The organism is Stenotrophomonas sp. YJH_SMC_69, assembly GCF_059370495.1.
This window is the reverse complement of record NZ_JCAFTS010000004.1, coordinates 231,009-243,611: the sequence shown is the minus strand read 5'-3', so window position 1 is coordinate 243,611 and position 12,603 is coordinate 231,009. Positions and strand designations below refer to the sequence as shown.

Here is a 12,603-nt window from a genome sequence, read left to right as displayed (position 1 = left end):
ACGGCCTGCGATTGTACGGACTCGCCAATGGAATCTGCTCAATGGCCCTCGAATTCACCCTGAACCACGTTGCTCCGGCCGCCGCCACCGTTGATTGCCTGGTGGTCGGCGCGTATGCCGACCATACCCTGACCCCGGCCGCGCAGGCCCTGGACGCCGCCAGCGGTGGCCGCCTGGCCGCCCTGGCCCAGCGTGGCGACCTGTCCGGCAAGACCGGCGCGACCACCCTGCTGCACGACCTGCCGGGCGTGACCGCGCCGCGCGTGCTGGTGGTCGGCCTCGGCGACGCCGCCCGCTTCGGCGTGCCGCAGTACCTGAAGGCCGTGGGCGACGCGGTGCGCGCGCTGAAGGCCGGCGCCGTCCGCAGCGCGCTGTTCACCCTGTCCGAAGTGGCCATCAAGGACCGCGACGCGGCCTGGGCGATCCGCCAGGCAGTGATCGCCGCCGATCACGCCGCCTACCGCTACACCGCCACCCTGGGCAAGAAAAAGGCCGACGATGCCGGCCTGGCCCAGCTGGCCGTGGCCGGTGACGACGCCCAGGCCCTGGCCCAGGGCCAGGCCATCGCCGCCGGTGTCGAGTTCGCCCGCGAGCTGGGCAATCTGCCGCCGAACTATTGCACCCCGGCCTATCTGGCCGACGTGGGCGTGAAGTTCGCCGGCGAGCACGAGGGTGCCGAAGCCGAGATCCTCGACGAGCACCAGATGGAAGCGCTGGGCATGGGCTCGCTGCTGGCCGTGGCCCGCGGTTCGGCCAACCGCCCGCGCCTGGTCGTGCTGAAGTGGAACAATGGCGGCGACGCCAAGCCCTACGTGCTGGTCGGCAAGGGCATCACCTTCGATACCGGTGGCGTCAACCTGAAGACCCAGGGCGGCATCGAAGAGATGAAGTACGACATGTGCGGCGGCGCCAACGTCATCGGCACCTTCGTCGCGGCGGTCAAGGCCAAGCTGCCGCTGAACCTGGTGGTGGTGGTGCCGGCGGTGGAAAACGCCATCGACGGCAACGCCTACCGTCCTTCCGACGTGATCACCTCGATGTCGGGCAAGACCATCGAAGTCGGCAACACCGACGCCGAAGGCCGCCTGATCCTGTGCGACGCGCTGACCTACGCACAGCGCTTCGAGCCGGCCGCGCTGGTCGACGTCGCCACCCTGACCGGTGCCTGCATGGTCGCCCTGGGCCACCAGACCGCCGGCCTGATGAGCAAGCACGACGACCTGGCCAACGAGCTGCTGGCCGCCGGCGAGCACGTGTTCGACCGCGCCTGGCGCCTGCCGCTGTGGGACGAGTACCAGCCGATGCTGGATTCGACCTTCGCCGACGTCTACAACATCGGCGGCCGCTGGGCCGGCGCGATCACCGCCGGCTGCTTCCTGTCGCGCTTCACCGAAGGCCAGCGCTGGGCCCACCTGGACATCGCCGGCGTCGCCAGCGATGAAGGCAAGCGTGGCATGGCCACCGGCCGCCCGGTCGGCCTGCTGAGCCAGTGGCTGCTGGACCAGGTCGCCCGCGCCTGATGCCGTACCCGACCCTGGCCGGCAGACGCCGGCCGGGGCCTCGCCCGGCACTGCCGGGCCCTTGCCTGACCCGGACCCTGCCATGCCCCGCGCCGACTTCTACCTGATCGCCAAGCCCCGCTTCCTGACCGAGCCGTTGCGCCTGGTCTGCGAACTGGCGCGCAAGGCCAACGACGCCGGGCTGTTCACCCTGGTGCTGGCCCGTGACCAGGCCCAGGCCGAGGAACTGGACGAGCTGCTGTGGGCGTTCGACAACGATGCCTACATCCCGCACCAGATTGCCGGCGAAGACATGGACGAGGAAGAGGCCCTGGTGCTGATCGCCGTACCCGGCACCGACGCGCCGGCACGCCCGCTGGTGATCAACCTGCGCGATGAGCCCTGGCTGGGCCAGTGCGAGCGTGTGCTGGAAGTGGTCCCGGCCGATCCGGAAGCGCGCGAACCGCTGCGCGAGCGCTGGCGCCAGTACAAGGCCGCCGGTTACGACCTCAACAAGCACGACATGTGAGCCCGGCGAGGACCCCTTGATGCGCCTGCTGATCGCCCTGATTCTTCCCTGGCTGTCCTTCTTCACCATCGGCCGGCCGCTGGCCGGGATCGTCTGCCTGATCCTGCAGATCACCCTGATCGGCTGGCTGCCCGCCGCCATCTGGGCCGCCTACGCGGTCAGCCAGTACCACACCGACCAGAAGATCCGCCGCGCCCTCGGGTCGCGCTGATCTCCCTTCCGCCTTGATTACCGGTTCCCCCGCATGACCCAACTTGCCTCCAGCTACGACCCGACGTCCTTCGAGACCGACCTCTACGAGGCCTGGGAGAAGGCCGGCCACTTCAAGCCGTCCGGCACGGGCGAGCCGTACACCATCCTGCTGCCACCGCCGAACGTGACCGGCACCCTGCACATGGGCCATGCCTTCCAGCAGACCCTGATGGATGCGCTGGTGCGCTACCACCGCATGCGCGGCTACGACACGCTGTGGCAGGTCGGTACCGACCATGCCGGCATCGCCACCGAAATGGTGGTCAGCCGCAACCTGGCGCTGGAAGGCAAGGGCGAGACCCGCGATTCGCTGGGTCGCGAAGGCTTCATCGGCAAGGTCTGGGAGTGGAAGCAGCAGTCCGGCGACACCATCGAACGCCAGATGCGCCGCCTCGGCACCTCCGCCGACTGGTCGCGCAGCACTTTCACCATGGACCCGCAGCCATCGGCGGCGGTCAACGAGGCCTTCGTGCGCTGGTACGAGCAGGGCCTGATCTACCGCGGCCAGCGCCTGGTCAACTGGGACCCGGTGCTGAAGACCGCCATTTCCGACCTGGAAGTGGAGAGCGCCGAGGAGGACGGCTTCCTGTGGTCGATCGCCTACACGCTGGATGACGGCCTGAGCTACGAACACGTCGAGCGCGATGCCGACGGCGTGGAAACCCTGCGCGAAACCCGCGACTACCTGGTCGTTGCCACCACCCGCCCGGAAACCCTGCTGGGCGATACCGCGGTGATGGTGCACCCGGAAGACGAGCGTTACGCGCACCTGATCGGCAGGAACGTAGTGCTGCCGCTGACCGGGCGCCGCGTGCCGGTGATCGCCGACGACTACGTGGACCGCGCGTTCGGCACCGGCGTGGTCAAGGTCACCCCTGCACATGATTTCAACGACTATGAAGTGGGCGTGCGCCACAGCCTGCCGATGATCAACCTGTTCACCCCGGTGGCGGCGCTGAACGAGAACGCGCCGGAACGCTTCCGGGGCCTGGACCGCTATGAAGCACGCAAGGCCGTGCTGGCCGAGCTGGAAGACCTGGGCATCCTGGTCGAGACCAAGGCGCACAAGCTGCAGGTGCCGCGTGGCGACCGAACCGGCCAGGTGATCGAGCCGTACCTGACCGACCAGTGGTTCGTGAAGATGGACGACCTGGCCAAGCGTGGCCTGGAACTGGTCGAGGACGGAAGCATTGCCTTCGTGCCGCCGAACTGGATCAACACCTACCGCCACTGGATGAACAACATCCAGGACTGGTGCATCAGCCGCCAGCTGTGGTGGGGCCACCGCATCCCGGCGTGGTTCGATGCCGCCACCGGCAGCTGCTACGTCGGTCGCAGCGAAGAGGAAGTGCGGGCCAAGCACAACCTGGGCAGCGAGGTGGTGCTGAACCAGGAAAGCGACGTGCTGGAGACCTGGTTCTCCTCGCAGCTGTGGCCGTTCTCCACCCTGGGCTGGCCGAACGAACAGGCCATGGCCGAGCGCGGCTTCGACCGTTACCTGCCGTCGTCGGTGCTGATCACCGGCTTCGACATCATCTTCTTCTGGGTGGCGCGCATGATCATGGCCACCGACAACCTGGTCGGGAAGATCCCGTTCAAGGACGTGTACTTCACCGGCCTGATCCGCGACGGCCAGGGCCAGAAGATGTCCAAGAGCAAGGGCAACGTGCTCGACCCGCTGGACATCATCGACGGCATCACCATCGACGACCTGGTCGCCAAGCGCACCGGCGGCCTGATGCAGCCGAAGATGGTGGAGAAGATCGAGAAGGCCACCCGCAAGGAATTCCCGGACGGCATTGCTGCCCACGGTGCCGATGCGCTGCGCTTCACCATCGCCGCGCTGGCCACCCACGGCCGCGACATCAAGTTCGACATGAACCGCGCCGAGGGCTACAAGAACTTCTGCAACAAGCTGTGGAACGCCAGCCGCTTCGCGCTGATGAACACCGAAGGTGCGGCGTTCACCGGCGTGCCGACCCCGCGCACCGATGCCGAGCGCTGGATCCTTTCGCGCCTGGCCGCCACCACCGCCGAAGCGCAGGGCCATTTCGCCGCGTACCGCTTCGACCTGCTGGCGCAGTGCCTGTACGAGTTCGCCTGGAACGCGTTCTGCGACTGGTTCCTGGAGCTGAGCAAGCCGGCACTGAACGGTGCCGACGCGGCTGATGCCGAAAGCACCCGCCACACCCTGCTGTACGTGCTGGAAGCGCTGCTGCGCCTGCTGCACCCGCTCACCCCGTTCATCACCGAACAGCTGTGGCAGCAGCTGGCCCCGCGCCTGGGCCTGGCCGAAACCACGCTGTCGCTGCGCCCGTACCCGACCGCCGCCGAATTCGCCGGTGATTTCGCCCAGGCCGAGGCCGACGTGGAATGGCTGAAGGCGGTGATCAGTGCGGTGCGTCGCGTGCGCAGCGAATTGAACGTCGCGCCGTCCAGGCAGGTGCCGCTGCGCCTGCAGGCCGGCCTGGAGCAGGACCGCGTGCGCATCGAACGCTTCAGCACCTCGCTGTCGTTCCTGCTGAAGCTGGACAGCATCCAGTGGCTGGCCGAGGGCGAAAGCGCACCGCCGGCGGCCGCCGCGATCGTGGGTGAGCTGAAGCTGCTGGTGCCGCTGGAAGGCCTGGTCGATCTCGATGCCGAGCGCGCGCGCCTGGACAAGGAGATCAAGCGCGTGGAAGGCGAGCAGGAAAAGAGCGAGACCAAGCTGGCCAAGTTCACCGACAAGGTGCCGCCGGCCGTGGTCGAGCAGGAACGCGTGCGCCTGGCGGACTGGAACACCCAGCTGGCCGGCCTGCGCGAACAGCGCGCGAAGCTGTAACGCCGCGCTCCGGTGCGTGCCAACCAAGGTTGGCACCTGCCACGGCGGGAGAGGTTGGCACCCACCCAAGCGGAATCGGAAACGCCGGGCGATGCCCGGCGTTTCCATTTGCCCCGCATGGCATCATCGGCGGATGCCGCTTTCCATCTTCCTGCTCGTCCTCGCTGCCGCGGCGCTGCATGCCAGCTGGAATGCGATCGTCAAGCGCGGCCCGGACAAGTTCCTCGGTACCGTGCTGGTGACCGGCAGTGCCGCGTTGCTGTCGGCCGCCGCCCTGCCCTTCCTGCCCTTCCCGGCCGCGCACAGCTGGCCCTGGCTGGCTGCGTCGGTGCTGCTGCAGGTGACCTACTACGGGCTGGTCGCGCGTTGTTACCAGCAGGTCGACATGAGCCTGGCCTACCCGCTGATGCGTGGCAGCGCGCCGATCCTGGTCGCACTGGCCGGCACCCTGCTCGGTGAGCCATTGCCCGCCGCAGCGTGGCTGGGCGTGGTGCTGGTGAGCACCGGCATCCTGTGCATGGCACTGGGGGCGCGCGGCGGCCAACTGCGCCTGCCGCTGCTGACCGCAGCGATGATCGCCACCTACACGCTGGTCGATGCGCAGGGTGCGCGCCAGTCCGGCAGCGCGCTCAGCTACACGTTGTGGTTGTTCCTGCTGTCGGGCATCCCGCTGCCGCTGTGGGCGTTGTATACGCGCGGCGGCGCGGTACTGGACTATGCGCGGCAGCATTGGCCGCTGGGACTGGCCGGTGGCGTCGGCACCACCGCCTCCTATGCGATGGCGTTGTGGGCCATGACCCAGGCGCCGGTGGCAATGATCTCGGCACTGCGCGAATCCTCGATCCTGTTCGCGCTGCTGATCTCGGTGTTCCTGCTGCGCGAGCGGGTGCCGCGCACGCGCTGGCTGGCAGCGTCGCTCATCGTGGGCGGCGTGCTGGCGTTGCGGCTGGCGTGAGCGACGCATCGGTAGTGCCGGCCGCTGGCCGGCAACCCGTCTGCGTTACAGCGGCGGCATTTCCTGCAGATCGCCGTCGACCAGCTCGATCGCCATCACGACCGCATCCTCGCGGCCCTGTGCAGCCGGGTAGTAGCGCGGGCGGCGGCCGATCTCGTTGAATCCTTCGCTGTGATACAGCGCCAGCGCCGGCGTATTGGACGGACGCACTTCCAGGAAGACGCGCTGTGCGCCACGGTCGGCGGCCAGCTGCACCAGCGCGCGCAGCAGCTGGCGACCCAGCCCGCGCGACTGTGCCAGCGGATCGATGCAGATGTTCAGCACGTGCGCTTCATCGGCGGCGATGCTGAGCACGCCATAGCCGACCAGCAGGCCATCGCGCTCCATCGCCAGGCCGGGATAGCCGGCACGCAGGCAGTCGATGAAGATGCCGCGGGTCCAGGGAAAAGGGTAGCCGCGCAGTTCGATCGCCATTACCGCATTGAGGTCGCTCTCGCGCAACGCACGCAGGCTGACCGGGCCGGGCCGGGTGACCGCGCTCATGGCGTGCCCCGCTTGCGCAGGGCACGCAGCTGCGGCCACAGCGCACGCTTGGCGGCCGGGTCGTGGCGCAGCTGGTCAAGCGGCCAGCTGTCCATCAACCGCTGCGTAGCCGGGTCGTTCGGGTTGCAGCCGGACGCACGCAGCAGCGCGATCTGCAGGCGATCCGGCAGGCGGACCACCGGCTGGCGCGCGTTGCCGCTGGGCATCGGGCGCTCAGCCGCCGGCACGGTATCCGGGGCACTGACCGGCGTTTCGCGGCGCGGCGGTGCCGGCCGTTCCGGGCGGGCTGCGGGCGCCACCCCGGCATGCTGTTCGCGCGACGGCACGGGGGCCCGCACCGGTTCCGGCGGGGCGACGCTGGCCTCGGCTTCGGCCACGCTCAACTGCAGCGCGGCATCCAGCTCGGCAGCCAGCTGGCCATCGTGATAGACGGTGTAGCCCATGGCCTGCAGCCAGGCCTGCTGGGCCGGTGACCACAGCACGGGCAGGTCCTGGCTCACGCGGCCTCGGGCTTCTTGCGCAGGCGCTGCACGGCCCACATCACCGGGCCGGACAAGGCGTACAGGATGCCGACCGCGAACAGCACGCGCGGCAGGTCGATGACCGCAATGGCGATCGCCACCGGCACCAGTGCCAGCACCAGGAACGGCACGCGGTCCGAACGGGTGCCCTTGGCAGCGCCACCCTTGAAGCTCCAGAAGCGGATGCGGCTGACCATCAGCAGCGCAGCGATGATCGTCACCGCCAGCGCCACGTAGCGCAGCTGGTTGCCGTCCCAGCCCAGGTTGCCATCGGCGAACGCCCAGACGAAGGACATCATCAGGCCCGCTGCTGCCGGGCTGGCCAGGCCGACGAACCAGCGCTTGTCGACCACCGCTACCTGGGTATTGAAGCGGGCCAGGCGCAGCGCCGCGCAGGCCGCATACAGGAAGGCCACGGCCCAGCCGACGCGGCCGAGCAGCGGATCGTCGAACTTCAGCCACGACAGCGACCAGTGGTACATCACCAGCGCCGGAGCCATGCCGAAGCTGACCAGGTCGGCCAGCGAGTCGTACTGCACGCCGAATTCGCTGCTGGTACCGGTCAGGCGCGCCACGCGCCCGTCCAGTCCATCCATCACCGCCGCCACGAACACGGCGATGCTGGCATTGACGAAATCCCCGTTGGCCGCGGCGATGATCGCGTAGAAACCGGCGAACAGGCCGGCGGTGGTGAACAGGTTGGGCAGCAGGTAAATCGTGCGCGAGCGCGGCGGCGGTGTGATCGGGTCCATGGAATCCAGTTTAATCGACTTGCCAGCGGTCGGCGCCAATGCTGCAATCGGCGTTCTGCGCCCATTCCGTGGAGTCTGCCATGCGTGCCCTGTCCTGCCTTGGATGCCTGCTGCTGTTGGCCACTGCCAACGCCGTGGCCGGCCCCGTCTACAAATGGAAGGACGCCCATGGCGTAACCCAGTATTCGGAGACCCCGCCGGCGGGCAAGAAGTTCGAAACCCGCGAGCAGGCCCGCACCCCGCAGGCCGCAGCCGGCACCGAGACCCCGGCCGCGCCGGTCCCCGGGCAGTGCGGCACGGCCCGGGCCAACCTGGCCCTGCTGGACGGTGGTGGCCAGGTGATGCAGGACACCGATGGTGATGGCAAGGCCGATACCCCGTTGACTCCGGAGCAGCACACCGCGCAGAGGGGATTGGCGGAGGCCGCCATCAAGGCGTACTGCCCACCGGCCGGTTAAGGGTATCGGCAGGGCTGCGCCCTGCACCTGCAGAGGCTGCAAGCAACGGCAACGTCAAAAGCGGGCATTCCGTGGAATGGCGGGGCGGTGTCGGATTGCGGGGACGCCGTAAACCCGTCCATGGGGGCTTGGCCGCGGCATCCATGCCGCGGACACCCCGCAATCCGACACCGCCCCACCCCCGACAGATCCCCGGTGGCCAGTAGATCCACGCGATGCGTGGATCAAATCTGTCGGATCTCGAATTGAATCCGGGGTCAGAGCCGTTTTCCTGCGGAAAACGGATCTGACCCCAGGAGCCATTCCGACAGCTCGCAGGAAACTGTCGAAGGCGGGGTGGGTCCGGCGGCAGGGGTGTGAGCGGCATGGATGCCGCGACCAAGCCCCCAGAGATGGGTTCACGGCGTCCCCTGCCGCCGGACCCACCCCGCCATCTCCCAGGAAACCCGTTTTTGCTGTTGCTGTTGCCGGCCAGCGGCCGGCACTACCCGCAGGTGCAGGGCGCAGCCCTGCCGATACCCCTCCCCCCGGCCGGGCTGGCAGAATAGAGGTCTCTGCCGTTATCCGAAGCCGACGATGCGCCTCTCCCAGTTCCACCTGCACACCACCAAGGAAACCCCCAGCGACGCCGAGCTGACCAGCCATCGGCTGATGCTGCGCGCGGGCATGATCCGCAAGCTGGCATCGGGCCTGTACACCTGGTCGCCGCTGGGCCTGCGCGTGCTGCGCAAGGTCGAGCGCATCGTGCGCGAGGAAATGGACCGGGCCGGTGCCGTGGAATTCCAGATCCCGACCATCCAGCCGAAGGAACTGTGGGAGCAGACCGGCCGCTGGCAGAAGTTCGGCCCGCAGCTGCTGAAGATCAAGGACCGCAAGGACCAGGTGTTCTGCTACAGCCCGACCGCCGAAGAAGCCGCCTGCGACTTCGCGCGCAGCGAGCTGTCCAGCTACAAGCAGCTGCCGGTGAACTTCTACCAGGTGCAGACCAAGTTCCGCGACGAGATCCGCCCGCGCTTCGGCGTGATGCGCTCGCGCGAGTTCCTGATGAAGGACGCCTATTCGTTCCACCTGCACGATGAGTGCCTGGTGCGCGAATACGAGAACATGAAGTCGGCCTACAGCCGCATCTTCACCCGCCTCGGCCTGGATTTCCGCATGGTGCAGGCGGACTCCGGTGCCATCGGCGGTGATGCGTCGCAGGAATTCCACGTCATCGCCGATTCCGGCGAGGACGCGCTGGTGTTCTCCACCGGCTCGGACTACGCAGCCAACATGGAAGCGGCGATTGCCGCCGACCCGGCGCCGCGTGCGGCCGCCACCGAAACGATGCGCAAGGTGGATACCCCCACCCAGAAGACCTGCGAGGACGTCGCGGCGCTGCTCGGCATCGACCTGCAGCGCACGGTGAAGTCGGTGGCGCTGATCGCCGGCGAAGGCAAGGCACAGCAGTTCGTGCTGGCGCTGGTGCGTGGCGACCATGAGGTCAACGAGATCAAGCTGGCCAAGGTCGCCGGCCTGGACGAGCAGCGCTTCGCCAGCGAGGCGGAAATCGCCGAGCACCTGGGCAGCGTGCCGGGCTTCCTTGGCCCGGTCGCCCCGGCCAAGGCCATCCGCGTGGTCGCCGATCGCGAAGTGGCGGCGATGGCCGACTTCGTCGTCGGCGCCAACGAATCCGGTTTCCACCTGGCCGGCGTCAACTGGGGCCGCGACCTGCCGGAACCGGAAGTGGCCGACATCCGCAACGTGCGGGCCGGCGACCGTGCCGTGGACGGCGGTGAACTGAAGATCGCACGTGGCATCGAAGTCGGCCATGTGTTCCAGCTCGGCCGCAAGTACGCCGAAGCGCTGGATGCCACCGTGCTGGACGAGAACGGCAAGGCCGCGGTGATGGCGATGGGGTGCTACGGCATCGGCATCTCGCGCGTGGTGGCTGCCGCGATCGAACAGAACCATGACGATGCCGGCATCATCTGGCCGGACGCGATGGCGCCGTGGCAGGTGGTGGTGTGCGTGATCAACCCGAAGGGCGATGCGGCCGTGGCCGACGCCGCTGCCAACCTGCTGCAGGAGCTGCGCGACGCGGGCCTGGACGCTGCACTCGACGACCGCGGCCTGCGCCCGGGCGCGATGTTCGCCGACATGGAGCTGATCGGTATTCCGCATCGCGTGGTGGTCAGCGAACGCGGCCTGGCCGCTGGCACCTACGAGTACCGCTCGCGCCGCGCCAGCGACGCGGAGAACCTGGACAAGGCCTCCCTGCTGCAGCGTCTGCAGGGCTGATCAGGAAAAGACCGGGGCCTGCCCCGGTCTTTTTTTTGCCCGCGCCCTTCCCCGATATTGCAGCGGACATAATCCGGTCAAAATCACCGCGACGGCGTCTGCATGCCGCCACGCCATGACCCGCCTGCATTTGTGCTGTGATTAATTCATCTCTATTCTGTCCGCCGACGCCATGGACTGGCTTGTCCCGTCCACACATTAGTTTCCGGAGTAACCGTAAATGAGCATTGACCTGACCGGCCTGTCAGCACGCGAGCTGGGCGCCCTGATCCGTACCGCCAAGAAGCAGCAGACCATCGTCGCCAAGCGCCGGCCGATCACCAAGGTCCGGGCCCAGCTGACCAAGCTGGCCAAGACCGAGGGTTACACCATCGAAGAACTGTTCGGCAGCGCCCCGACCACGCGTGCCCGCAAGGCCGCCCCGGCCGCCAAGGCCCCGTCGAAGACCGCCGGCCGCAAGCTGGGCAAGGTTGCACCGAAGTACCGCAACCCGGCCAATCCGAAGGAAACCTGGACCGGCCGTGGCAAGCAGCCGCGCTGGATGGCTGAACTGACCGCCAAGGGCAACAAGAAGCCGGAAGATTTCCTGATCAAGAAGGCCTGAGGCCGGGATCAGGTTGGAATGAAAAAACGCCGGCGGACGCCGGCGTTTTTCATTCTCCGGTGTGTGGACCGGGGTCCACACCCACCGACATCATCACAGGGTCTTGCGAGCGGGCATCAGCAGGTTGCCGAACAGCAGGCCGGCGACCAGCGCCATCACCACGTTGAGCACGGTGAGGAACACGCTCTGGCCGGCGCCGACATCCTGTTGCTGGACCAGGGTCAGCACGCCGCGCAGGCTGGTGCTGCCGGGCACCATCATGATGATGCCGGGCAGGCGGATGATCGCGCCCGGACGCCCGACCAGGCGACCGAACAGATTGCCGCCCGCGGTCAGCAGCATCGCCGACAGGAAGATGCCGGCCGGCGCGCCCCAGGCATGGCCGCCGAACTTGGAGATCGCATAACCGGCCACCGAGGCGGCGATCACCCACGGGTAATCGCGCCGGTTGGCCTTGAACAGCATCGCGAACGCAAAGGCCGCGGTCAGCAGCGAACCCCACTCCACCCACGGCCCCTGCGGCCGCGTGGCGCGGATCACCGGATCCAGCCCGAGCACGTCGGCCAGGGTCACCGCGATCATCGCGCCGACGCTGAGCTTCATGATGGTGGTCAGCGCGCCGGCAAAGCGCGCGGTGCCCGACACCCAGTGCTGGCTGGCCAGCTCATTGACCGCATTGGTCAGCGACATGCCGGGCAGCAGCACCACCAGCGAGGCGATGATCACCGTATTGAGGTTGAGCGCGCCAATGAAGGACGCCACCAGGGTGGCGACCATGCCGGCCAGCAGCGCCGCCAGCGCCTCGGCCGCTTCGCGGGTGGCCGGGCGGCGGTCGGTGACCATGCCGAGCAGGCCGATCATCAGGCCGATGACACCGGCGGTGGCGATGTCCAGCCACGGCAGCTTCCACATGCCGGCCACGCCGGCCGCGCCGAGGGTGAATGACAGGATGGTGCGCAGCTTGCCGCGCCGGCCCGGATCCTTGTCCAGCTGGCGCAGCGCGGTATGGCCCTGGGCGATGCTCATCCGCCCGTTGGACACTTCTTCGGCGATATGGTCGGCGACGCTGAGCTTGTGCAGGTCGTTCTCACCGGGCGCCAAGCGGATCACGCGGGTGATGTCGCTGGAGCCGATCGCCTGCGCCGGATCGCTGAAGCTGAGGATGATACCGGTGGGATTCGACCACGGTTCACAATCCAGATCGAGCTGGCGGGCCAGTGCCACCACCGCCGTTTCCAGGCGCTGGGCCGTGGTGCCATAGCTGTGCAGGCGTCCGGCGATCTCGGAAACAAAGGCCACGCGCTGTGCGTAGGTGGCCTGGGGCGTGGGGATCGTGTGAGCGTCTGCGGACATGCGCCGTAGTATTACCTACGCTGGGGCCCACCGGAG

The 12,603-nt window shown here is 68.0% G+C and carries 12 protein-coding genes; 8 read left to right on the top strand and 4 right to left on the bottom strand.

From position 1 onward, the window contains the following. Positions 1 to 41 precede the first annotated feature (41 nt). From AC5P8F_RS09030 to AC5P8F_RS09010, 5 genes are all read left to right on the top strand, one after another. Complete coding sequence (locus AC5P8F_RS09030; protein WP_075076732.1) at positions 42 to 1,520, top strand: leucyl aminopeptidase; 1,479 nt, start codon at positions 42 to 44, stop codon at positions 1,518 to 1,520. A gap of 82 nt (positions 1,521 to 1,602) precedes the next feature. Beyond that, the gene (locus tag AC5P8F_RS09025; protein ID WP_014645876.1) at positions 1,603 to 2,028 is read left to right on the top strand and encodes a DNA polymerase III subunit chi; all 426 of its coding nucleotides are present in this window, start codon (positions 1,603 to 1,605) and stop codon (positions 2,026 to 2,028) included. A 19-nt stretch (positions 2,029 to 2,047) separates the two neighbouring features. Then, positions 2,048 to 2,239: a YqaE/Pmp3 family membrane protein gene (locus tag AC5P8F_RS09020; RefSeq protein WP_014035920.1), complete on the top strand. Its 192-nt coding sequence runs from the start codon at positions 2,048 to 2,050 to the stop codon at positions 2,237 to 2,239. Between the two features lie 33 nt (positions 2,240 to 2,272). Further along, entirely contained in the window at positions 2,273 to 5,101 is a 2,829-nt protein-coding gene (locus tag AC5P8F_RS09015; protein ID WP_495227952.1) for a valine--tRNA ligase, read from the top strand. A 133-nt stretch (positions 5,102 to 5,234) separates the two neighbouring features. Beyond that, the gene (locus AC5P8F_RS09010) at positions 5,235 to 6,056 is read left to right on the top strand and encodes an EamA family transporter (RefSeq protein WP_032962266.1); all 822 of its coding nucleotides are present in this window, start codon (positions 5,235 to 5,237) and stop codon (positions 6,054 to 6,056) included. 45 nt (positions 6,057 to 6,101) lie between these two features. Here the strand turns inward: AC5P8F_RS09010 and rimI are convergent, their stop codons facing one another. Genes rimI through pssA form a run of 3 tightly spaced genes read right to left on the bottom strand, consistent with a single transcriptional unit; the run spans position 6,102 to position 7,872 of the window. Further along, a complete protein-coding gene (rimI, locus tag AC5P8F_RS09005) occupies positions 6,102 to 6,599 on the bottom strand; it encodes a ribosomal protein S18-alanine N-acetyltransferase (protein ID WP_014645873.1) in 498 nt (165 codons plus the stop codon). Next, a complete protein-coding gene (locus AC5P8F_RS09000) occupies positions 6,596 to 7,099 on the bottom strand; it encodes a hypothetical protein (RefSeq protein ID WP_014645872.1) in 504 nt (167 codons plus the stop codon). Before AC5P8F_RS09000 ends, rimI begins: the two co-directional genes overlap by 4 nt. Beyond that, positions 7,096 to 7,872 (bottom strand): CDP-diacylglycerol--serine O-phosphatidyltransferase, encoded by a 777-nt coding sequence (gene pssA, locus AC5P8F_RS08995; RefSeq protein ID WP_005415206.1) that lies wholly within the window; start codon positions 7,870 to 7,872, stop codon positions 7,096 to 7,098. Before pssA ends, AC5P8F_RS09000 begins: the two co-directional genes overlap by 4 nt. An 80-nt stretch (positions 7,873 to 7,952) precedes the next feature. On the opposite strand from pssA, the gene AC5P8F_RS08990 reads away from it, so the two are divergent. The 3 genes from AC5P8F_RS08990 (at position 7,953) to AC5P8F_RS08980 (ending at position 11,214) form a co-directional block, all read left to right on the top strand. Then, complete coding sequence (locus AC5P8F_RS08990; RefSeq protein WP_197605785.1) at positions 7,953 to 8,330, top strand: DUF4124 domain-containing protein; 378 nt, start codon at positions 7,953 to 7,955, stop codon at positions 8,328 to 8,330. 576 nt (positions 8,331 to 8,906) lie between these two features. Beyond that, positions 8,907 to 10,610 (top strand): proline--tRNA ligase, encoded by a 1,704-nt coding sequence (locus tag AC5P8F_RS08985; protein WP_495227951.1) that lies wholly within the window; start codon positions 8,907 to 8,909, stop codon positions 10,608 to 10,610. 220 nt (positions 10,611 to 10,830) lie between these two features. Next, positions 10,831 to 11,214 (top strand): H-NS histone family protein, encoded by a 384-nt coding sequence (locus AC5P8F_RS08980; protein WP_049442153.1) that lies wholly within the window; start codon positions 10,831 to 10,833, stop codon positions 11,212 to 11,214. 93 nt (positions 11,215 to 11,307) lie between these two features. Here AC5P8F_RS08980 and AC5P8F_RS08975 read toward each other — a convergent pair whose 3' ends face one another. Further along, entirely contained in the window at positions 11,308 to 12,567 is a 1,260-nt protein-coding gene (locus AC5P8F_RS08975; RefSeq protein ID WP_014645868.1) for a threonine/serine exporter family protein, read from the bottom strand. Positions 12,568 to 12,603: the final 36 nt, after the last annotated feature.

Bases quoted from the DNA above. Each gene is read 5' to 3' on its own strand.
- AC5P8F_RS08990 (WP_197605785.1), top strand. From the start codon at position 7,953: ATGCGTGCCCTGTCCTGCCTTGGATGCCTGCTGCTGTTGGCCACTGCC.
- rimI (WP_014645873.1), bottom strand. From the start codon at position 6,599: ATGAGCGCGGTCACCCGGCCCGGCCCGGTCAGCCTGCGTGCGTTGCGC.
- AC5P8F_RS09030 (WP_075076732.1), top strand. From the start codon at position 42: ATGGCCCTCGAATTCACCCTGAACCACGTTGCTCCGGCCGCCGCCACC.
- AC5P8F_RS09010 (WP_032962266.1), top strand. From the start codon at position 5,235: ATGCCGCTTTCCATCTTCCTGCTCGTCCTCGCTGCCGCGGCGCTGCAT.
- pssA (WP_005415206.1), bottom strand. From the start codon at position 7,872: ATGGACCCGATCACACCGCCGCCGCGCTCGCGCACGATTTACCTGCTG.
- AC5P8F_RS09025 (WP_014645876.1), top strand. From the start codon at position 1,603: ATGCCCCGCGCCGACTTCTACCTGATCGCCAAGCCCCGCTTCCTGACC.
- AC5P8F_RS08980 (WP_049442153.1), top strand. From the start codon at position 10,831: ATGAGCATTGACCTGACCGGCCTGTCAGCACGCGAGCTGGGCGCCCTG.
- AC5P8F_RS08975 (WP_014645868.1), bottom strand. From the start codon at position 12,567: ATGTCCGCAGACGCTCACACGATCCCCACGCCCCAGGCCACCTACGCA.
- AC5P8F_RS08985 (WP_495227951.1), top strand. From the start codon at position 8,907: ATGCGCCTCTCCCAGTTCCACCTGCACACCACCAAGGAAACCCCCAGC.
- AC5P8F_RS09020 (WP_014035920.1), top strand. From the start codon at position 2,048: ATGCGCCTGCTGATCGCCCTGATTCTTCCCTGGCTGTCCTTCTTCACC.
- AC5P8F_RS09015 (WP_495227952.1), top strand. From the start codon at position 2,273: ATGACCCAACTTGCCTCCAGCTACGACCCGACGTCCTTCGAGACCGAC.